The organism is Vibrio sp. BS-M-Sm-2 (assembly GCF_041504345.1).
Classification (GTDB): Bacteria; Pseudomonadota; Gammaproteobacteria; order Enterobacterales; family Vibrionaceae; genus Vibrio; species Vibrio satsumensis.
On record NZ_CP167895.1, the window covers coordinates 1,638,025 to 1,660,231 of the forward strand.

Here is a 22,207-nt window from a genome sequence, read left to right on the forward strand (position 1 = left end):
CCCTAGTTATCCGATCTCAACATTATCAAGCAGTTCTTCAACCACTCTTTGATGGTCAACACCATCGGCCAATGCATCGTAAGACAACGAGAATCGGTGGCCTAATACGGTTGGCAACATGGCACGCACATCGTCTAACGTGACGTGGTCACGCCCTTGCAGCCACGCATAAGCGCGAGCACATTTATCCAATGAAATAGAAGCACGAGGACTTGAACCAATTTCAATCCATTTCGATAAGTCTGATTCTGGATAACGCTCAGGTTTTCGTGTAGCCATTACCAAAGCCACGATGTAGTTCTCAACTAAATCGGAAACGGCAATGTCTGGAAGTTGGCGGCGCGCTTCAAGTACCAATTCAGGTTCAATATGCTGTGGAGTGACTAATTCCGAACTCGTCTCGCTACCGAGTTCCTCACTGCGCACAAGTCGAATGATATCGCGTTCAGCTTCATCTTCTGGATAGTCGACCGTGACTTTCATAATAAAACGGTCCATTTGTGCTTCAGGCAGTGGATACGTACCTTCTTGCTCTACTGGGTTTTGCGTAGCGAGCACCATGAATAGATCTGGCAGAATATGAGTTTGACCACCCACCGTAATCGTCCCTTCCGCCATAGCTTCAAGCAGAGCCGCTTGTACCTTTGCAGGAGCACGGTTCACTTCATCGGCTAAAACAATACTGTTGAAAATAGGACCCGGTTGAAAGTGCAACTGAGGCTTTCCATCAAGCTCTTGATACACTTCTGTACCGGTTACATCTGATGGCAGCAGGTCAGGCGTAAACTGAATTCGACCAAAACTGGTGTTCAGTAGGTTCGCCAGCGATTTCACTGAACGAGTTTTCGCTGTACCGGGAAGTCCCTCTAAAAGCACATGCCCATTAGTCAATAACCCTATCACCAGAGCCCGAACGACGTGGCTCTGACCGATAACACTTTTCTCTGTCTGTTCAATCAGTTGGTTTATTGCTTGTTGCGCATGGTTCATAGGTCTTCCCTTAATTCAATCTGGCTGCGTACATCCTACTCACAAGCCCTATAACTATTAGTTATAAGCACCATAAATTATAAGCGCATAGCCACGTCAATTCTGGTGCTTTATTTCAGCCCAGCTTTCTACTTGCTAATCGCTTTCAATTGGTTAATCGCCTCCGGTGGCGCCACTTTGCTCAATGATGAAATACATTGTTCGAACGCTTTCGGTACACCGGGTTGTTGGTAATTACGCGCTAAGATTTCACACTGTGCATACAGGTGTTGTGGATTTCGGCTGAATTGGTACGCCTTGTGCAATGACTTACTTGCCGCAAGTACATCCGACTTCTCTAAAGCCAAACCGTACACATACCAATATTGCGGGTCGGTTTGTGCGGTTTCTGCCGCTTGTTTTAGATAGTTGGTTGCCTGTTTGTAATCTTTCACTCGCAGCATTGATAACCCTGCGCTGTATGGCAACACACTCGATTTTGGTTGCGCTTGAATACCTTTTTTCAGTGTCGCTAATGCTTTTGGCTCGTCACCAAGTGCACGATATAAATCAGCCAAGTTGGCGTAGCTGTTTTCAAAGTAGGGCTCAATCTCGATAGCACCTTGATAAAACTCAATCGCTTTTTGGTACTGGCCTAAGTCTCGGTAAACGTTACCTAAGTTGGTGCGGCCAAACCCTCTGTCTGCATTAAATTGTTGTATCTCAATGTACTCTTCCAATGCAGGCTTGATTTGGTCTTTCTGCAGCGGATTCATTTCTCCCCAGTAACGTACTAGCGCGCCTGCGGTTTCTGAACGAATCGACAATACAGGGTCCTTCAATAGTGGCTCTAGGATCTGCCAGCGATCAGTGAATGGGAAGCCAGACGAGCCTTGCACCACGCCCAAGCGGATCATTTCATCATCGTGTTTCACCGCTCTCGCCAATGAGATCAGCGTGTTCTTGCCCGTATTACCCCCCAAACGTTCTAAGCTCGAAGCGCGAATGATATTGCTTAAGCTGGCGTCCTGAGCCGAGTATGCCAACGCATCCTCTGCACCTCTGTGCCCTATTGAGTCAGCATAAAAGGCAACGGCAAAATGCTGCTGATTACGATACTTAGAATCTGGGAACCACTCACCGATTTGCTTATCTGCCCATTGATCAGTTTGATCTTCGTGACAGCTGGTACACACGTTTGGTGTTTTAATGTGTTGGCTAATATCAGGACGTGGGATGTGCCAACTGTGGTCGCGTCTTGGGTCGACCTCCATGTAAGTCGTCTCAGGCATGTGACAAGTCGTACATTGTGAAGCTTCGGTATTCGACTCGTGGAAGGTGTGCTTTTCAGGCGTGTACTCTGATGCAATGTGACATTGGCTACACACCGCTTCTTCGGCAATTTTCAGTTCTGCAGTATGTGGATCGTGACAGTTAGTACATGTGACCCCTTTTTCAGCCATCACTGATTGTAAGAAAGATCCGTAAACGTAATCTTCATCGTAGATTTGACCATCGTTATGGTAAAGCTCAGGGGTAATCAAGCTCAGGCGATACTTATCAAAGAATGACCCATTCACGTGGTCGCCTGTTTCATTCAACTGAGTACGTCGGCTGTGGCATTGAGCACAGGTTTGAACTTGATTGGTATGGACGATGTCTTTTGGTTGCAGGGTTGAGTTGCCCTCTTGGTAGACCCATTCTTTCACCGACTTCGACAAGTCGCGATCGAAGCCATAATGCGCCGAGACTTGAACATCCTTTACACCATTGGCTTTGGCTGACTTGTTTTGTGTTAACTGATCTTTAGCTAACTGGGCCTGCTCAACGTGCTCGCTTGCAGGCCCATGACAGGCTTCACAACCGACATTAATCTCGGACCAAGTGGTGTTGTAAGTATTACTTGCGCTGTCGTAATTCTTTTTTAGGTTTGTTGAATGGCAGTCTGCACACATGAAGTTCCAGTTCTGGCCACTGTTGGTCCAGTAAAACTCATCGGTGTTGGTGGTATCAGGGTAAAGGTGAAACCAGCGTTGGCCGCCTTCTCCCTCGGTGCGAGAATCCCAAGCGAAAGGAATCAACTGTACACGGCCGTCTTCAAACTCAACCATGTACTGTTGTAGAGGCTCAAAGGCAAAGGTATAGCTGATTTTGTAATCTTTGAATTGACCGTCCGGCCCTTCGATGTTGACCCAAAACTCATTACCCTTGCGAAAAAAACGGTTGGGCTTTCCTTTATGAGTCACAGTTTGATCGTTGAAATCACCCAAAATGGACTCATCGGTAGCGTGTTTCATCGCCATATCATGATGAGAGCCTTGCCACGCTTCCACTTCTTCGCTGTGACAGTCAACACATGCTTCAGAACCGACATACGTAGCCTTGGAAGAGTCAGCATCTGAAATTTCTGAACCACTAAGCGAAGCTTCAGTCGTCGTCGGAGCTTGTTCATTTGCATACACATTGACACTCAGCATCGATAACATAGGTAAAGACAACATTGCGGATAATACTGCAACTCGCTGGTGTTTCAATCCGTTCACTAGCGAGCACAACCATGCAGACATAACATTCCTTGTTTTTATACATCCTTATGCTTAATAAGGTAGACGTAAAAACAATGAATTTACAATTATTTAGTGGCAGTGAGCTTGATTGTTGTGACTCATATTCACGACTGGTATTTACTCATCGATATGCGCATAAAAAAAGAGCTCCTAAGAGCTCTTTCGTGTTTTCAGTTTCATCAAGCTGTCAGTTTCAATAAACCAAAGCTTACTTGTTATGGTTCTCTTGGAGTTTTTCCATAACCTGATCCAAGCTAAAGCTTGCTGCTTTTTGACGTGGTGGGTATTCAGCAAATGTTTCTAAGAATTTGCCCACATACGCTTGCGCAGGGACAAACATATAAGCATGGTCTAACAACCAGTCATAATAGGTATTCGAAGTAATATCTGCGTTTTCGTATGGGTCCATACGCAGGTTAAACAGCTTAGGAAGACGTAACGTCACGAACGGTTCTGACCAAATCTGCATGGTACCCGTTGCACGTTGCTCCATGAACACCGCTTTCCATTGGTTGTAACGAAGCGCCGCTAAATCGCCATCATCGGTAAAGTAAAATATCTCTGAACGACGGCCTTTTTCTTCTTCACCCGTTAGGTAAGGAAGGAAGTTATAACCATCTAAGTGAACCTTAAACGTTTTATCACCAGCAGTATGACCTTTAAGTAGTTTCTCTTTGATTTGGTCATCACCAGCAGCGGCAACGAAGGTTGGCATCCAGTCCATGTGGTGCATGATTTCATTGGATACTGTTCCTGGTTCAATCTTACCAGGCCAACGGACCATTGCTGGTACACGGTATGCGCCTTCCCAGTTAGTGTTTTTCTCACCACGGAACGGGGTTGTCCCCGCATCAGGCCAAGAGTTCATGTGTGGGCCATTATCCGTTGAGTAAAAAACAATCGTGTTGTCTTTGATTCCCAACTCATCCACTTGCTTCAATAGTTGCCCAACGTGTCGATCGTGCTCAACCATACCATCAGCGTAGTTACCGACACCAGTCACACCTTTACTGTCCGCTTTCACGTGCGTTCTGAAGTGCATACGTGTTGCGTTCCACCAAACGAAGAATGGCTTATCAGCTTTCACAGCGCGATCCATGAAATCGAGTGCGGCATCGAGTGTTTCTTCATCAACGGTTTCCATACGCTTACGTGTTAATGGGCCCGTATCTTCAATCTTGCCGTCAGCAAATGATTTGATAACACCACGTGGGCCGAATTTCTTACGAAACTCTGGGTCGGTTGGGTAATCTTCATTTTCAGGCTCTTCTTCAGCATTTAGGTGATAAAGGTTGCCAAAAAATTCGTCAAACCCGTGTGCTGTTGGAAGAAATTCATCTTTATCGCCAAGGTGGTTTTTACCAAATTGACCAGTCATGTAACCCATAGGTTTAAGCAGTTCAGCAATGGTTGCATCTTCTGCTTGAAGACCAATATCTGCACCTGGCAAGCCTACTTTACTTAAGCCTGTTCTCAGTACACTTTGACCTGTAATGAACGTAGAGCGACCTGCGGTACAAGATTGCTCTGCGTAGTAATCGGTAAACATCATGCCTTCTTTGGCGATGCTATCAATGTTCGGAGTTTGATACCCCATTAAGCCAAAGGTGTACGCACTGACATTAGATTGACCAATGTCGTCACCCCAAATGACGAGAATATTCGGTTTTTCTGCCGCGAATGTGGTGGTGGAAGCCGCCATCATCGCAGTACCCAAAATCGCTAATCGACGTTTGACGCCATATTTCGCTGTCATAGAAACCTCTTCGTTAGTTATTTGCATCCTGCCCTACAACGTATAGTCCATTTTTTGAACGATCGCGAGATTCACTAAACTATTAATCTATTTGTCATTTTTCTTCACAGCGACGCGGACAACTAGACGATGGAACTTACGTATATAAACATGATAAGGATCACACATGACGTTAGAGGGCAAAATGAGTAAACAGCACCAAAACCCTAAAAATCAAAAGGTTACAATAACCCCATAACAATTAGTTATAACCACTATAAAAAGACACGACCGATTTTAGAGATTAATGTTTGCCCAACGATGTGTTGCTCTAACGCATTAATCTTTAAAGTGAATCGGAGTCCTTATGGGTACTAAAATTAATAAACTAGCATTAGGTGTTGGCTTATTAGCAGCTTCTTCAGCGGCAACAGCAGCAGAAAAACCAAACATTCTTGCTATCTGGGGTGATGACATTGGTGTATTCAACATCAGTGCATACAACAACGGTATGATGGGTTATGAAACACCTAACATCGACCGTATTGCTAACGAAGGCGCACTATTTACTGACCACTACGGTCAGCAATCGTGTACTGCTGGTCGTGCTGCATTCCTAACGGGTCAAGAACCTTTCCGTACAGGTCTACTAACTATCGGTATGCCAGGCTCTGATCACGGTATCCCAGATTGGGCTCCAACTATCGCTGACCTTCTTAAAGAACAAGGCTACATGACTGCTCAGTTCGGTAAGAACCACATGGGTGACCAAGATAAACACCTTCCAACGAACCACGGTTTTGACCAGTTCTTCGGTAACCTATACCACCTGAATGCAGAAGAAGAGCCAGAGACATACTACTACCCTAAAGACCCTGAGTTCCGTAAGAACTTCGGACCTCGTGGTGTAATCAAGTCTACTGCTGACGGTAAGATTGAAGATACAGGTCCTATGACGCGTAAGCGTATGGAGCACGCGGATGAAGAGTTCCTAGAAGAATCTCTAGCCTTTATGGAAAAAGCAGTGAAAGCTGACAAACCATTCTTCATCTGGCACAACACAACACGTATGCACGTGTGGACTCGTCTACAAGAAAAATACCAAGGCGCATCAGGTATCAGCATTTACGCTGACGGCATGTTAGAGCACGATGACCAAGTAGGTATCCTTCTAGACAAGCTTGATGAGCTTAAAATCGCAGACAACACAATCGTAATCTACTCTACCGATAACGGTGCAGAGACAGTATCTTGGCCTGATGGTGGTGCTACTTACTTCCACGGTGAGAAAGGTACAACTTACGAAGGTGGTATGCGTGTTCCTCAGCTAGTTCGCTGGCCTGGCACTATCAAACCGGGAACTAAGATCAACGACATCATGGGTCACCAAGACTGGATTCCAACGCTACTAGCAGCTGCTGGTGATGATAAAGTGGTTGAGAAGCTAGCGTCTGACAAAGGTGCAACTTACAACGGTAAAAACTGGCGTGTACACCTAGATGGTTACAACTTCCTACCTTACTTCCAAGGTAAAGAAGAGAAAGGCCCTCGTGACAGCATGCTTTACTTCTCTGCTAACGCTGAACTAAATGCTGTACGTTGGAACGACTTCAAGATTTCATTCGCTGTTATGGATGGTAACATCGTTGATGCTGTGCGTTTCCAACCAAACTGGCCTCAAGTAGTTCACCTACGTGCTGACCCATTCGAAAAAGCACCACACGAATCTGGCATGTACCTACGTTGGATGGCAGACAACATGTGGCTATTCGTACCTGTAGGCGGCAAAGTGCAAGAGTTCATGAACACGCTACCTGACTACCCTATGCAGCAAAGCCAAGTGTTGAACCCTGGTAACTTCAACCAGAATGCTTACATGCTTCAAGGTAAACTTAAGCAACTAGAAGCGGCAGCAGCACAAGCTAAGTAATAACTAGCTAACGCTCCCCCTCCAAGTAAAGCCAAACAAAGCCGTGATAGCTCAAACGTTATCTCGGCTTTTTAGTATCCAATACAAAGAACATATAGGCGCTAACCGTCAACTAATACAATTCATCCCAAAGCTATCCGCTCATTTTTCAAAAATATGAACTCACACTAGTCAATATGAACCTTGATATATGACTGTTGCGTTAAGATTTCGCAAATTTTTTCAAATCCTTATGACACGACTTGAATTGGAGTTCTTACCGTGCGATTGTAATTTAACTAACCATAACAACTGTATGATTATGAAGACAATCCAAAGCATTGCCCTACTTTCAACTATCGTTGCTGCACCAGCAGTATTAGCTGACGTTGAAATCAAAGTTCCATCAAGTGTTGATATTCTGGCAGTAAATGAAGCCAAGCCTGACCTAGATGGCAGCTTATTTTCATCTCATAAAACCCTCACCGTTCCAGACGGCCAAAACCAAATCGTATTCCAATATCAACTTGCTTTTGATAAAGGTAACGACCGCGAGTTTGTTGATAGCGATGCTATTATTGCAACCTTTAGCACCACAAACGCCGTATTAACGTTTGATATGCCTAAATACCGTAATACCGCTGAAGCGAATAAAGGCTTTGAGAACCTAGATTGGAAATTAGTTGATGAGAACCAAAATACAATCAGTGTTAAGCAAGACAAGCTATTGAAAGATGGTATGCAGATTGGTCGTAAATTTCCTCAAGAAGCAAAGGAATACAACCAGAAAGGTGGTGTCGCTGCACTAACACTAGGAGCTAGTACAGGCACAGCTGCGACTGTAGTACAACCAGTCACTCTACCAGCAAAGATTGATGCGAATGCGGCGAATACTGCTGAAGAAATGCTGTATTTCTGGTACGAAAAAGCCGATGCTGAAACCAAGCAGAAATTCAAAGATTACGTGAACAAGTAGCTCAATGGTCTGAATTTAAAAATGAAAGAAGCTGGCACACTGCCAGCTTCTTTTTTGTCTTCATCTAGATGATTTAGGCTTATATTGATTAAGCCGACTCAGTCGATAACACTTTTCCATCTACTTTTGTTGGCCATCCTAGCGCTTTGTATTCTGCTGCCAGTAAGTGCGCACAGCGGCTAGAAACTCTTGTTTTAATCCAATCACCAAGCCCCAATACTTTATATTCCAATACAGCCATTTTCATAACAATTCTATTCCGCTTTATTTCAATTTATAAATCTAGCGAGGAAGTTATAGATATGGAAAAACAATGTATGTTCCCAAAAGAACACAGAAGCTAATTTTGTTGTGAAATACCCATTAAGTGTTGGTAAATTTAACAATAATGAGAGAAAAGTTCGACTCAGTTCGCTCTTGTTATACACATGTTAGGACTTAATCTCAGTGACAGGATTTCGTATCATCAAATTCATCGGTGAAATATGCTCATACAACCCCTCAACATCGGTTATAAACACCTTCCCTCTTTGGATCTTCACTAAGCCCTGTTGCTCTATCCCTTTAAGAACTTCGTTTAGCCTAGGTCTTGATATGCCTGTTATCGAACTCAGTTGAATTTGTGAAATATTAATGCTGACGGTTGCCCCCGCGATATTGGTCTGGCGTGCCGCAAGTTCCAACAAGACGTAAATGGTTTTCTGCTCTTTTTCATGAATCGAGGATAAGTAAGCCTGCATCCAAATAGATTGCGCTTTGGTTCCACAGTGAAGTAGCCATTTGTAAACCATGCACTTCCGTTCTGCGAGCTCTAATACCTTACTTTCAGGAAAAAGTACCATAGTGATAGGCTCGACTTCTTCTGCCACTGCAAAGAGGTTGTAGTCAGCATGTATAGACAAAGCACCCATCCAATCTCCCCTTCCAATAACACCACCAGATAAGCTTTTCATGTTTTCAGTTGAAAAGCAGATACCTGCTGAGCCCTTAAGAATATAGAAAACGCCCGGTAGGTTTTGAAATTTTTTCGTAATTTCTAGGCTATGTATGCCCGTCTTTAAAACAGCGATTTCGAGTAGGCTGTCTATAAAGTCTTGTGGTAAATCACACGGCCATTGTATTTGTTCACTGATTGTTGGTTCTAACAATAACTAGTTCCTCCTCCGATAGTCTTCATACAGCATTGACACGGTATTTCTCCGCGTTACTTAAATATAGCTCATTACCAATACAACACTGTATTTCCCTCTAAAGAAAATCATAGTTCTTAGTATCTTAATTCATTTATCTAGCTTAAAAACCAATAAAAATGACCTACACTTGTTGATCCTTTAGGTGCTTCTAGCTTTAATTGGATACAAAGCCCTTATGCATACGGGCTTTGAGTAATAGCTATCTTGTTGACTAATGTCGAATGAAACAGATTCTGCTCACTAATATTGATAATCAGGCCTAATTCTAGACATAAGTAACATATCGATGTACTTACCCGCTTTGAATGTACTCAGCCTTTTGGTGCCTTCTAACTGAAAGCCTGCGCGTTCGTACAGAGCAATAGCGGCGTGGTTATCTGCATGAACCTCTAACTCAAGTCGAACGAGGTTAAGCCAATTATCGGATTGATTAATAGCTTCTTGCATTAACGCTTGACCAACCCCTTTGCCGTGCATATCCGGGTTAATCGCTATCGCAAGGCCAGCACAATGTTTGTCTCTCACCTTGGTGGTCATAAATAAAGTAATATGGCCTACTGCTTTGCCAGACACTTCAGCAACTAAAGTGAAATGGTCTGAATGACCAAACAACCGCTCTACCTGATCAGAGCTAAGGAAAGGCTTTTGTGAAGTATTTTCTGATACTGATGGGTGTCGATAGATATCAAACATATCTTGGCTATCTGTCGTTTCAAGATGTCTTATTTGTATTTCCAAAGCGCTTCCTTATATATTATTTCTATCCATCATCTAATTTTTTATATTACGGATAGCAACGAACACCTACAACCCTTAATACATGTAAGCTACTGAAATATTTAAAAAAATAGAAAACCTGAGCCTAAGAGCCTGTTTGATTAATTTTATACGTAGTGTGAATGTCAGAATTTATAGTCCACACCAACGCTTGTGAATACTTGTTCTGAATTATAAAAATCGATATTTGAATCAATAGATCTTAAGCCAAGTAACGTGACAAACGACCAATCTTTATAGCCCATCAAGCCACTAAACTCGTACGCTAAAAAGGCACCATATTCATTATCTTCGCGCGCTTTACCATAAATAGGGTTGGCTTCATCGTACTGACGATCACTTGCATCGAGCGTAACAACGAAACCATGACGGCCGATTCGCTTAGCGTAGTTTAATTCTATGCCATAGCTATCGAAGCTGAGTGCTCCCCCTTCTGCGTCTGAGTGGAAATACACCATTGAAGGAACAAATAGACCTGCTTGGTTTGGCAAGATAAAGCGGTACCCTGCTTTGGCGTATAAATAGGTTCTTTCTCTATCAAGCAGCACAGCTTCTTCCGGAGATAAGCCTTGGGTGCCCGATAACTCATCATCAACGTCAGATTCACCAATCGCGAAATCCGTTCGAAAGCCAGTACCGCCTATATTAGTCATTTGCAATCGCCCAACATTACCTTTTACATCGGTTTCGTTTCGATTGACGCCAACCGCATATGGGTCAGACCAAGCCTTACCTGAGATAAGGGTAGGAAGAACAGAAAAGTCTAATATGGTGCCTCCAGAAAGTTGGTATCTATAACCGATCTCAAACGCAATGGTACCTGTTGCAATATCCTCTCGCGTCGTACCCGCATACACTTGGTGAGTCAGCGATTCGCCAAAAGTATATTGAACAGTACCCAAAAAGCCGAGTAACCCTTGGTTTTCACTCTCCCCTTCCTGGGTGTTAGTTGCTTGATTCGAATCTTGTTCAGTACTCAAATTACTACTGTCAGAGTAGAAACCGGCCAATACACTGAAGTTACCGCTGAAACCTTCACTTGGAGCGAGACCACTGTATGCAGGCATTGAAGCCAATGCAGAAAAGACAACTGGTAAAACAAACCTCATATTCACATCCATTACTTGAATAATCATCAAGTAACTATAAGCATCAAAATAAAATTATAACAAGCATTTAACAATGTAAATTTATTCGCTTGGCGCAGTCGATATCGCTAACCATTCAATCAAAGACACAACAAATTGATCTATCACGATTGAGCTCTCGTAATACCTCTCGAAAATAACGGACACAACTCAAAGGAAGACAATATGTTTAATAAACTAATCAAAACCATGTCAGTGCTAGTTGCGACGCTTCTTTTTGCAGCTTTTGCTCACGCTGATCACCACGGAATGAAGAAAGATATCGTTGACGTGGCGGCTGAAAATGGCTCTTTCAATACCTTGGTAGCTGCAGCAAAGGCGGCAGGCTTAGTTGAAACATTGAAAGGTGATGGCCCGTTCACTGTGTTTGCGCCAACGGATGAAGCGTTCGCTGCACTACCTGAAGGAACGGTTGATATGCTGTTGAAGCCAGAAAACAAAGACAAGCTAATCGCAGTACTGACCTATCATGTGGTGCCAGGAAAAATAATGGCGTCTGAAGTGATGAAACTTGATAGTGCCGTAACAGTGCAAGGTGAAACGGTAATGGTAGGAATTGATCACGGCAATGTGATGATCAACAAAGCGCAGGTCGTGATGGCAGATGTTGAAGCGAGCAATGGTGTTATTCATGTTATTGACGCTGTATTACTGCCTAAATAACACAGACGAACACAAATCAAAGGTTCTTAGAGGTGTGACAGGTTCACACCCTTTTCATGTTTAAATACCAAGTTAAGATCGGTATCAAATTAGCCGAGCCTGCCTTTATATAAGTAAGAACCCGGATTACATAAACAAGCGCCCGAATATCAGAAAGGCCGCCATCGATACCACCTTTGTGAAAACCACCACCCATATGCAATCACCAATACTAGAGTGCGTCGCTTTCCCCAGTAGGAACACAAATAGAATCAACCCTAACACCCAGCCCACTGTCGGAATCAATGACACCAAAGCAACGATTACAGCAATAGTAAGAAGGGATTTAAAATCTGCGACCACGAATGACATTTTAGAGGCGATATACATACAACATGCGGTGATTAATGCGTCCATCACAAACGCTAAAGCTTCAATACCCACTTTTCTTCCTTCACTGATATTAGTTGAAGTGAATATTATCTCTAAAGTGATGATTTTTCTCGAAGAGGAGAACAAAAAAGCAGGCAAAAACTGTAACAAAAATGAGATTACCGTTCCTCTGAAGGCACTACCTTCTCCATCACGTAATTGGTGAGTTTTACGCCACGCATTTCGACTTGCTGCTCATTAACGACTGCAAAACCAAGGTGCTCATAGAAAGGCCTAGCGGTAATACTCACCTCTGAAAAGTATCGAGAGAGACCACGAGCCCGACCAACCTCAAATACATGCTCCATTAAAGCTCTAGCGACGCCTTTGCCTTGATATTCATGATGACAGAAAAAGTGGTCAATCAGGCCATTGGGTTGCAGGTCAGTATAGCCAACAACGCAACCATCTAGCTCAGCCACAAAGGGTTGTAACCCATTCATACGCTTTTGCCATAACGCAAAGTCAAAGCTACTAGGTGCCCAAGCTTCGACTTGCTGTTGAGAATAATCTCGAACATTCACATTACGTACAGTATGAAAGAAGATCTCCCACAGTGCTTTGTCATCACTCGTTTGATAATTTCGAATTCTAACCACGACATACTCCTTTTTGTCCTAAGCCCTTTCAAAGGGGCAAATAAACAGCTGAATCAACAGGCTCTATAATCCAAACTCAACAACCTCAGCTTTCGATCAAGAGATCAACGATAAAACACAGCCAACCAGATCGTCACCATGTCTTTATCCGTACCAATGACCTTGTGCTTTTCTCGTGCAGCGATGTTGATGTAATCCCCTTTTGATAAAGTAACAACGCGTCCATCTTCAAACTCGATGACACCTTGACCTTCAAGCACCATTACCCATTCATTCTCTTCTTGGTCATACCAACCTTTATCTGGAGAACTGTGCCCATGCGACAGTATTCTTTCGATTCGAACACTGTCGTTGGCAATCAGGTCATTGAATATTTCATTGGGCATTGACGAAGGAACATCATTGTAAATGTTTGGCATCAAGCTCTCCTAGCTAGCATTGAATTGATTAACAACCTGGACTTGAACTGCACTGTAAAACCTAAGCAGCAGCACTCTTTCTGAAATAAAAACGGTAATAGCCCACCAAGTTACTGCAGATAAACAGCGCCTCCATAAGAACCGCTGTTGGCGAGCCAACTAAGTAATTGTGAACCAACCAAAAACTGGTTCCGATGATCATCAATTCTCTTAATCTGCGGTCATCTTTGTTAAAGGCAGCAAAGGTTTGAAACACGGAAGCAAAGCAGCTCAATATGCTGGTCAGCCCTGAGTAAGTCACAACCGTTGCGATCACCGACATGGAACAGAACAAATATTTAAACTTAGACGATGTAGAAAATACACTCGTTAAATAACGGATTGTTGCAATGATCATTAAACTCGCCGCTGTCCATTGCTCGAGCAAAATAAAATGACTAGAGATAAGCACGCCAGCAAAGAATAGACAGGTTACAATTTTCTTCCTTTCTTTAAACTGAAAAGACAGAAGATCGAAACAGATAGCAATCGCGACGAGTATTTGAGAAAGATAAAAGGCTGACATTGTGATTCCTTCAATAATAACATTACACCCTAGCCGTTTTGCTCAACCATAAATGGCCTAAGAAAACTCACTTGGTTAGTCAAAAAAATACGGCAACAATGCTTTATAGATTCAACTGAGCTCTAAAGATTCAACAAAGCTCTAAAGCTTCAACACACCACTAATCACAGTAATAGCCGAACCAATCAGCTTGATTCGCCCGTTAGCTAATAACTCTGTCGACATATAACCACCACGACGAGACGCCTGATAAGCACTGAAGCAGCTTTTGTTTAGCTTTTCAGCCCAGTGCTGCGTCAATGCACAATGTGCCGAGCCAGTCACAGGATCTTCATTAACCCCAACCCAGGGTGCAAAGTAGCGAGAAACAAAATCAAGCTCCGCATTTGATGATAGCGCTGTCACCACAACACCTCGTCCTTGAATGCCTTTTAAAGCATCAAAGTTCGGTGAAAGCTCCAATAGCACTTGTTCGTTGGAAACTTCAATTAACTGCTTAGACTCAAACTCTCTGAATGAAACGACTTGATGCGGCTCTAAGCCAAGATATTCAAGTAACGTGAGGTTGGGTTCGGAACACAATGATAACTGAGTACTTGGGAAATCAAGCTCAATAGACGATTCACAAACTGCGGCTGATAACTCCCCTGATAATGTGTTGAACACAACTCTATCACCTGGATTGATCAGCCCTTGTTCTTTCATTACATGAACAGTTGCCAGTGTACCATGCCCACATAACTTCACTTCTACTTCGGGAGTGAACCATTTAAGAGTCATGGTGCTAAGCGAAAGAAAAGCCGTTTCGGATACCGCCATCTCTTCAGCGATTGAAAACATTAGCGACTCATCCAATGGCTCTTTGGAGATGCAGACCCCAGCAGGGTTCCCTTTAAACGCTTGAGTTGTAAACGAATCTACTTGATATATCTCTAAACTCACAATACTGCCTAGCTCTGGTATTGATTAAATATTGCTGACTACAATAAGCACAAACACTCTGTGCTACAAGTGTTTAACAGCAACTTTACTATTGCTTATTCAATAAGTATGGATTGATAAACTGGGCGTTATCAAAAGAGTTTACGAGTTCAACAGAACGTTGAGTATATGGCTTAAACCAAAGATAAGGCTTATTTGTTCCCTAATTAGGGAACAAATAAGCGCACGTTCGCGGCACACCGACATCATATTGAGCTACGAACGTAAGCTTATGGAGTAATTACGATTCAATTAAATCTAATGGCGTACTAGAGCAGATTTCACAATAGTCAAGCCAAGTAGGCCTAGCATGACACCAGTCACTTTATCAATGTAGTAAGCGACACGCGTAAATTCTCGGCGGACTTTAGGTGCAGATAAAAGGAATATAATCGCGGCATCCCACACAAACACAACCACTGTCATCCAAATACCTAACCCCAATTTGAACATGAAACCCACCTCATTATTCAGTACAACCGTGAATAAGCTCAAGTAGAACAAAAGATTTTTAGGATTAAGAATTCCAGATAGAAAACCCGTGACGAATTCTTTAAGAAAAGTCGTTTGATTGGAGGTACTTTCTTCAGCAACATCAATATTGCTGTAATTACATTTTTTGGCTCTTAACGCTTGAACAGCAAGATAAACGAGAAATACTCCACCAATAATCTTCAATGCAATCATAACAGAAACGGATGCCGCCAAAATCGAGCCGACACCAACTAGGCATAAAGCAATATAAACAGCATTTGCACTGGCAATACCGCATGCAACACCTAACGCCTTTCTTCCCTTATTTCGAACAGCACTCTTCACCACAATCACAAAATCTGGCCCGGGACTTAACAACGCCAAAAAGTGGGCAATCGCCACGGTAACAAATACACCAACTAAACCTGCATCCATAAACTAACTTCCTTGTAGCTCAATTAATGCTTTACTATTGCATAATTAACGAAAAAGCACGCGGTCAATTGCATATTTATTTGCCCATTTTCAAATAATTAGACAGACTACGCGTTTTCATCAATCCAAATCAGAAGTCTATGGCCTCATGTAAGCGCTTTTTCAGCTTTTCGTTCACTAAAGCGTAATATCACCATGATTTAACTTAATTATCTTGTAACCAAAGCTAGTTTATCGTTCTAACTGGATCGCAAGAATTGGGTATCTGCATGCAATGCATAAAGTTGAAGTGAAATTAGAGAGATAAATTTGAACCATGTCGCAAATTTTGGTCTACGATTGAGTTAGGTAAAGTAGGAAAGGAATCCGCCAGTGAAATCACTTTATGCTTCAGTTCTTGTGTCATCATCCATTTTGACTGGCACGGCATTTGGCCAACAGAATGACATATATCTCTACAATTGGGACGAATTTCTCTCTGACAGCGTCGTGACCCAATTAAGTGACACATACGGCATTTCTTTGAAACAACAGTTTTTTTCTGACGAATCGATCAGAGATGAAGTGCTATTAAGCGAACGTCGGGGCGCATTTGAGCTGGTGATTATAGAAAGCGTAAAGCTCAAGGCACTAGCCCAACAGAATCTATTTCATAACCTTCATGAACTACAACAATCCATTGCTGGCAACATCGATTCAAGGTGGGTTGAAGGATGTGGAGAGCATGGTATCCCCTATGCTTGGGGGACAGCGGGAATCTTATATCGAAGTGACAAAGTAAGCACTCCCACCTCTTGGAAAGCTATTCTCGAACCAGACGCGAACAGCCGTGGTCGCATAAGTATGTATTACGAACCAACCGATTTGGTGAGTACCGCATTGTTAGCAAATGAATTTGAGCCATTCACTAATAACGAGCAAGAACTTCGCGTAGCTTACAAAACCCTGCAAGCTCAAAAGCCTCATATTGAAAGCAGTGAGTACGTCATTGACTATATCCACCAACCTGAACGTCTCGCTGAGATCAACCTCGCCTACGGCTACTCAGGCGATAGCTATGTACTGAACGATGCGGAACCTAATGCTTCTTGGGCTTATATTGTCCCTAACGAAGGTACTACGTTATGGTTGGAATGTATTGCTGCAATTAACAACGGTGAGCTATCTCCACAAGCGACCACGATTCTATTATTCTTATCTCAACCCGAGATCGCCGCTCAAAACGCGATGGACTCCTGGTTTGCAACTCCAAGCTCGAAAGCAAAAGTACTGACCACTCAAGAGTATCAAAACGATCCGGAGCTATTCCCTAGCAAAGAGGTATTAGAACGCAGCTATCTATATGAGCAACTCGAGCCCAATAGTATTCAAATCCGTAACCGTATTGTCGACAGTTTGAGATAATCAATGCCATTATTGAAGAAGCTCTATTTTGTACTCATTCCTACGTTATTGTTCGTATTTGCAATAGGCGGAGTGGTTACCTATAACTTAGCCTCTAACCACACTAAACACCTGTATTTAGACGAAGTACAATCCGATGTAAATACCGCCCTAGTTGCGGCTGAGTACGAACAACTCGGCTTGTCTTTACTAGTAAAAGATATTGGTTCATCCTTACAGTTCTTACGATATATTCAAAACCCCGGAGACTACACCACCTTATCCCTATTGGAAAAAAGAGTACTTCGAGTCTTAAACCAAAGTCACGTAAATCAATTTGGTCAACGTAATATCTATATTGTTGATCCTAAATTCCAATTAACGCTATCTACTTTACGAGTTGACCCTTTTGAAGGCCTAAAAATCCCCGATAATATCTACGAGAAAGTTTTCGATATCTATACATCTTTGATCAATAAGAATGAACTCTCCCACGAAGGCTTTTCTTATATCTCTGTGAGTGGTGAACTCAGATACGCTTATGTTGCTGCAATAGACCCTTATTTACTCCCCCAGGACAAACGCGCAAAAATGAGTTTGAATCGATATATATTGATTGCAGATGGCCCATTAAAACAACTCTCTAATTTACTCACCAAATATAACGATGATGACAATACGCAACTTCTAATTGAACCATCATCAAATACCGAGCATATTGACAACACGCAATTCGTTATTAAATCCTTTAAACAAACTAAAGACAGCATCAACGTTGAGATGAATAGTCGACATTTTCTCGCTCAAATTAATATTCGTGAAAAGAAATTCAATCCAGAAAAATCCCTCATCGCTCAGGAGACCTTACTTGGTGGCTTAACGATATTATTCATTATTATGCTCATCGTACACATGGTCGTACGCTACCAATTAGTCCGTCCACTCAAAGACTTGTTACACGAAATCTCCATTGGTGGACTCAAACTTAGATACTTTAAACGCTCATCCGGACAAAGTGAAATTGACGGACTCAAGAACGCCTATATTGATTCATTGACGGAATTGAAATTCGAAGCCGAATTTGATCAATTAACCAAGTTAGCCAATAGGCGCTCGTTCATTCGACATCTTGATGTTCGTTTAAAAAGCTCTATGAGCCCACACTGTTACCTAGTATGTTGGGACATTATCGACTTCCGTAAAATCAATGATTTATACGGTGCAAAGGTGGGCGACAATGTACTCGTTAGTCTAGCCAAAACACTAAGAGAAACGTTGCAAAACCAACAATCCTCTTTCGGCTTTAGTTGCAGTGACTATTCTTTAGCAAGGCTGGGAGGAAACCAGTTCATCGCCATCTTAGAAATAGGCGGGCATCAATCAATAAATGAAGAGATTGAGAACATTAACAACACCCTCACGGGTACGGCTTTCCTCGATTACTATGGTTTCAGGCTCTCGATTGCAACGGGTGTTCTCCCCGTAGATACCCCGAAATTTGAAGAGATATGGCACCGATGTATCGATGAGATGTTGATTAATGCTAAGGATCATAGTGACGGCGAGAGCCGAATTGTTTATGGCGAAGAGTTGCTTCACTCACTTGAAAGGCATGATGTTATCGAGAAAAGGCTATTGGAGTGCTGTGAGAGTGACAACTTTGAACTTCGTTTTATGCCTATCTTCAATGCTCAAACACTGCATATCGACGGCGCGGAATGTCTGATTCGTTGCCCTGCTCTTTTTGATATCAAAGCAGGGCCAGATGAGTTCATTCCAGTCGCGGAGAAGAGCAATTTAATCTCCAAACTCGACATGTGGGTCATCAGCACCGCAATCAAGAGCTATAAAGAGCTCTCAGAGATTCACAACTACAAAGGTACATTATCCATAAACATATCAGCGATGGAGCTCTATAATCGCAACTTTGCCGGCAACATTCGTAAGGTACTCGAGCGTTATAAAGTTCCGCCTGGCAACATCATCATTGAAATTACTGAAACCAGCTATGTAAAAAGCACCAAATTGACCGTACAGACAATCGAGAGCATTAGAAGCTTGGGTTTAAAAGTTTCCCTCGACGACTTCGGTACGGGTTACACAGCATTTAACCAACTTCTTCATTATCCTGTCGATGAGCTTAAAATTGACAAGAGCTTTATCGACAATATCGCCACCGACAAAGCTGACCGTAAGATGGTCGAATCCATGGTTAACTTGGGCCACTCTTGTGACACCTTAGTTGTTGGGGAAGGAGTCGAATCTATCGAGCAATATCATCACCTTCGAAAAGCCAACTGCGATCTAATACAGGGTTATTATTTCAGCCAACCATTAACTTACATTGAGTTTATCGAATTTGTTCGTGACCATAATCCACAAACAATTCTAGATCAGCAAGATATTTTAAAATCGGTCCCTAACAAAAGGATCATAGCGCTGAACCAAAAATAATTGTTAATCTATTTTTAACCTGAGCTACCACCAGAAATCAAGCGCAGTAATAAACATTAGGTGTATTGGGATTAACGTTTATTAAACAGACATAAGTTTCATCCGAAGCGAATAAAATACGTTCAGATAAGGATTGTTATGTAAGGCTGTACACCTAGTCAAAGGTAGAGACATCGATATTAATGAGGAGTAAGAAATTAGAACTAAGCTTTTAAACAATCTTATCCCTTGATGGTAGTCAATAACTCCATCATGTCTTTAGAGCTTATGTTTTTCTTATGCCTTACTACAGCGTCAATCATCAACTCTAAATTTCCCGCTGATATGTAATCACTAAGCACATCATTGAACCTTTCCTGAATTTCATCACTCGCATACAAATGGTCAGGAATAAAAAATAAGAATTGGCTTCCGCTACTGCGAAATGAAATAGTGCTTTCCGGTATCTTAGCGGTCAAAGACTTAGCTGCCGAACTCACGACAAGGTCGCCATATTCAAGTCCATATTTTTGATTGATTTCGCTAAGATTTCTGATTCGGACAAAATAGAGATCAAAGTTGTTATCCTTTGAGTAGCTATTCTTCACAAATTTCATCAATGAGATTCGATTACGAAACCCTGTAATAAAATCCGTAGAATAGAGTTTTCTTTTAATAGAGAAATCCACATAGAAAATAATTCCTGTAATCAACAAGATGGCAACTAGAAACACGCTACTGATTAGATGGACGATAACTAATTTATCAACCATTGAAGTATTTTCTTCAATCACAGGGCTTTGTAAGCGAAACTTGTCGTTAATAAAACCAACGAGTGTGTGGTAACAAATATCGACCTTTTTCTGTAAAGAACCCTTCGGTAGCACTCCTCGTTCAACCAATTTAATTGAAGCTTCCAAACTCTTAAATTTCTCAAACTCCGCAGTAAAATAAGGCTTAAAGTTTGCTGACTTAATAAAATTAGAAGACTCGGCACTGTTAATTAATATATCAAAACGGCTCCACGTAATATCGTATGCTAGCCATAACTCTTCATAATCAATGTTTTCAGAACGGCTCACCATCAAAAAGTTGGCATATTCCTTTACTAACTGGAAAACAAACCAGGTGGCTTCATTTTGTCGAGTCGAAAAGCTTTTGTTGATGTCGTTAATGCGAGTGACACTGTAAATATTAACGGTGAGTACCACCGCAGCCAAAGATAACACGACGACTTTAATGGCAGTCAATGACAACAGCTTTTTCATACTAAGCCCTTATAAGTGAATATCGCGTATCTGCCAGATCATCTTGGCATGGAAGTCTGTGTTATCAATATCAGGCGTCGAAGAAAGAGGATATATCAACCAATAAGGTCCTTTGTCTCTAACCGACATGAATTTTCCATTTTGTTTTATCGCAATGATTGGCTGATAATCATAAAAATCTTCTTTAGGCACCGCGATTTTATAGTCGTTTAACGCCACGAAAGTTACCTGAGATGTAATAGGTAAATCCATTGTTTCAAGCACTGTTTGCAGAGTTACACCGCTATAAACCAACTCTCCATCAACCCAAGGTAATGATGTAACAATCTCTTGTTGGGGAAGTTGTAACAGTTGTTCTCGGCTTAACTGGTGCTTTTGACCTAGATGGTCAAATACAGTGAGTTGCGATGCAGCGAAAATAGAAAATGAACACAATGAAAGTACAAACAACAGTGCAGTTCTCATTTTAAACTCCGTTTTAAAAAAGTCACTAACCTGAGTTTAGTCCATATTGGCCATTTGACTTGCTTAGACATTGCCTTATTTTTGATTCGTACAACTCAACCCTGACTAAATAACATTTCACCTTATAATCCAGCGCGAACACAACCTTTGCTCCTTCCCAGATAATCATTCGCTCACGTTTATCTAGTAGAAATCTCTGCTTTTTAAACACCTTGAGTAATCCAATCCAGCCACTGAATACGTAATGGCCAATAAAGTTGACAATAAAAATGAGTCTGCGAGTAGCGAGAATGCTGGTTGCTGCATAACCTTTAATCGAACGTAAGCAGCTTTAAGAGACTTAATAACGGGTTCCAGTCGTTTCTACTTCACCAGTTGATCTCGTGCGTTGATCTTAAAAAGCTTACTCATTTCATAACCAAGGGAATCGAGAATGAGTTTGAATATAAAAAAATTTAACCCCATGGCGACACTTTCTACCCTAGTAATGACGTTGGTCATGTTTCCTGTTTCTGCTGAAGTTAACAAAGAGCAATTCGAATTAGGTAAACAAAAAGCCAAAGTGTGTATGACCTGTCATGGCGTTGATGGCATTTCAACACAAGATCCCTACCCGAACCTACGCGGTCAAAAAGTGGGATATCTGATCTCTTCACTGAAAGATTATCAGACACGCGAAAGAACCAGTGGCTTAGCGATTCTCATGCAGCAACAAGCCGACACGCTTTCAGACCAAGATATCCGTGATATTTCCTATTTCTATTCAATGCTGGGTAATGATTCAAGCTCGCTCGGCGATTCAAATGAAGTCAACGAATAAAATTAAGTCAGCGGTTC

General features: G+C 42.1%; 21 protein-coding genes. 6 read left to right on the plus strand and 15 right to left on the minus strand.

From position 1 onward, the window contains the following. Nucleotides 1–6: 6 nt before the first annotated feature. The 3 genes from AB8613_RS23135 to AB8613_RS23145 all read right to left on the minus strand — a co-directional run bounded on the left by AB8613_RS23135 (nucleotide 7) and on the right by AB8613_RS23145 (nucleotide 5,292). The gene (locus AB8613_RS23135; RefSeq protein WP_004730485.1) at nucleotides 7–990 is read right to left on the minus strand and encodes a MoxR family ATPase; all 984 of its coding nucleotides are present in this window, start codon (nucleotides 988–990) and stop codon (nucleotides 7–9) included. A 128-nt stretch (nucleotides 991–1,118) separates the two neighbouring features. Then, a complete protein-coding gene (locus AB8613_RS23140; protein WP_372385134.1) occupies nucleotides 1,119–3,536 on the minus strand; it encodes a tetratricopeptide repeat protein in 2,418 nt (805 codons plus the stop codon). A 208-nt stretch (nucleotides 3,537–3,744) separates the two neighbouring features. After that, on the minus strand, nucleotides 3,745–5,292 hold the full coding sequence (locus AB8613_RS23145) for an arylsulfatase (RefSeq protein ID WP_372385135.1): 1,548 nt from the start codon (nucleotides 5,290–5,292) through the stop codon (nucleotides 3,745–3,747). 346 nt (nucleotides 5,293–5,638) lie between these two features. Here AB8613_RS23145 and AB8613_RS23150 point away from each other — a divergent pair, with 346 nt between their 5' ends. Together AB8613_RS23150 and AB8613_RS23155 are read left to right on the plus strand one after the other, a co-directional pair. Next, nucleotides 5,639–7,201, plus strand: a complete 1,563-nt coding sequence (locus AB8613_RS23150; protein ID WP_146490187.1) for an arylsulfatase — start codon at nucleotides 5,639–5,641, stop codon at nucleotides 7,199–7,201. Nucleotides 7,202–7,502: 301 nt separating this feature from the next. Beyond that, nucleotides 7,503–8,156 carry a DUF2057 family protein gene (locus AB8613_RS23155; RefSeq protein ID WP_372385136.1) on the plus strand — a complete coding sequence of 218 codons (654 nt, stop codon included), beginning with the start codon at nucleotides 7,503–7,505 and terminating at the stop codon, nucleotides 8,154–8,156. 88 nt (nucleotides 8,157–8,244) lie between these two features. On the opposite strand, the gene AB8613_RS23160 is transcribed toward AB8613_RS23155, so the two are convergent. From AB8613_RS23160 to AB8613_RS23175, 4 genes are all read right to left on the minus strand, one after another. Next, nucleotides 8,245–8,403, minus strand: coding sequence for a hypothetical protein (locus AB8613_RS23160; RefSeq protein WP_017070406.1), 159 nt, complete (start codon nucleotides 8,401–8,403; stop codon nucleotides 8,245–8,247). 184 nt (nucleotides 8,404–8,587) lie between these two features. After that, on the minus strand, nucleotides 8,588–9,304 hold the full coding sequence (locus tag AB8613_RS23165) for a Crp/Fnr family transcriptional regulator (RefSeq protein ID WP_372385137.1): 717 nt from the start codon (nucleotides 9,302–9,304) through the stop codon (nucleotides 8,588–8,590). A 285-nt stretch (nucleotides 9,305–9,589) separates the two neighbouring features. Further along, the gene (locus AB8613_RS23170) at nucleotides 9,590–10,087 is read right to left on the minus strand and encodes a GNAT family N-acetyltransferase (RefSeq protein ID WP_372385138.1); all 498 of its coding nucleotides are present in this window, start codon (nucleotides 10,085–10,087) and stop codon (nucleotides 9,590–9,592) included. Nucleotides 10,088–10,251: 164 nt separating this feature from the next. After that, on the minus strand, nucleotides 10,252–11,235 hold the full coding sequence (locus AB8613_RS23175; protein ID WP_372385139.1) for a DUF2860 family protein: 984 nt from the start codon (nucleotides 11,233–11,235) through the stop codon (nucleotides 10,252–10,254). A 204-nt stretch (nucleotides 11,236–11,439) separates the two neighbouring features. On the opposite strand from AB8613_RS23175, the gene AB8613_RS23180 reads away from it, so the two are divergent. Next, entirely contained in the window at nucleotides 11,440–11,937 is a 498-nt protein-coding gene (locus tag AB8613_RS23180; protein WP_146490182.1) for a fasciclin domain-containing protein, read from the plus strand. Between the two features lie 126 nt (nucleotides 11,938–12,063). Here AB8613_RS23180 and AB8613_RS23185 read toward each other — a convergent pair whose 3' ends face one another. From AB8613_RS23185 to AB8613_RS23210, 6 genes are all read right to left on the minus strand, one after another. Then, complete coding sequence (locus AB8613_RS23185) at nucleotides 12,064–12,360, minus strand: hypothetical protein (RefSeq protein WP_017064710.1); 297 nt, start codon at nucleotides 12,358–12,360, stop codon at nucleotides 12,064–12,066. A gap of 107 nt (nucleotides 12,361–12,467) precedes the next feature. Then, nucleotides 12,468–12,947, minus strand: coding sequence for a GNAT family N-acetyltransferase (locus AB8613_RS23190; protein ID WP_285954587.1), 480 nt, complete (start codon nucleotides 12,945–12,947; stop codon nucleotides 12,468–12,470). Nucleotides 12,948–13,051: 104 nt separating this feature from the next. Then, nucleotides 13,052–13,366 carry a cupin domain-containing protein gene (locus tag AB8613_RS23195; protein ID WP_372385140.1) on the minus strand — a complete coding sequence of 105 codons (315 nt, stop codon included), beginning with the start codon at nucleotides 13,364–13,366 and terminating at the stop codon, nucleotides 13,052–13,054. Between the two features lie 61 nt (nucleotides 13,367–13,427). Next, entirely contained in the window at nucleotides 13,428–13,931 is a 504-nt protein-coding gene (locus AB8613_RS23200) for a YgjV family protein (protein WP_285954589.1), read from the minus strand. A 141-nt stretch (nucleotides 13,932–14,072) separates the two neighbouring features. Further along, nucleotides 14,073–14,873, minus strand: a complete 801-nt coding sequence (locus AB8613_RS23205; RefSeq protein WP_146490178.1) for a PhzF family phenazine biosynthesis protein — start codon at nucleotides 14,871–14,873, stop codon at nucleotides 14,073–14,075. Nucleotides 14,874–15,170: 297 nt separating this feature from the next. Further along, complete coding sequence (locus AB8613_RS23210; RefSeq protein WP_372385141.1) at nucleotides 15,171–15,821, minus strand: LysE family transporter; 651 nt, start codon at nucleotides 15,819–15,821, stop codon at nucleotides 15,171–15,173. A gap of 372 nt (nucleotides 15,822–16,193) precedes the next feature. Between AB8613_RS23210 and AB8613_RS23215 the strand changes: the two genes are divergently transcribed. Next, on the plus strand, nucleotides 16,194–17,225 hold the full coding sequence (locus AB8613_RS23215; protein ID WP_239718958.1) for a PotD/PotF family extracellular solute-binding protein: 1,032 nt from the start codon (nucleotides 16,194–16,196) through the stop codon (nucleotides 17,223–17,225). Between the two features lie 3 nt (nucleotides 17,226–17,228). Then, complete coding sequence (locus AB8613_RS23220; protein WP_285954590.1) at nucleotides 17,229–19,658, plus strand: bifunctional diguanylate cyclase/phosphodiesterase; 2,430 nt, start codon at nucleotides 17,229–17,231, stop codon at nucleotides 19,656–19,658. 221 nt (nucleotides 19,659–19,879) lie between these two features. Here the strand turns inward: AB8613_RS23220 and AB8613_RS23225 are convergent, their stop codons facing one another. Both AB8613_RS23225 and AB8613_RS23230 read right to left on the minus strand, forming a co-directional pair. Continuing rightward, nucleotides 19,880–20,905, minus strand: coding sequence for a diguanylate cyclase domain-containing protein (locus AB8613_RS23225; protein ID WP_239718956.1), 1,026 nt, complete (start codon nucleotides 20,903–20,905; stop codon nucleotides 19,880–19,882). Between the two features lie 9 nt (nucleotides 20,906–20,914). Continuing rightward, on the minus strand, nucleotides 20,915–21,370 hold the full coding sequence (locus AB8613_RS23230; RefSeq protein ID WP_239718955.1) for a hypothetical protein: 456 nt from the start codon (nucleotides 21,368–21,370) through the stop codon (nucleotides 20,915–20,917). Nucleotides 21,371–21,803: 433 nt separating this feature from the next. Here AB8613_RS23230 and AB8613_RS23235 point away from each other — a divergent pair, with 433 nt between their 5' ends. Further along, a complete protein-coding gene (locus tag AB8613_RS23235) occupies nucleotides 21,804–22,190 on the plus strand; it encodes a cytochrome c (protein ID WP_146490173.1) in 387 nt (128 codons plus the stop codon). Nucleotides 22,191–22,207: the final 17 nt, after the last annotated feature.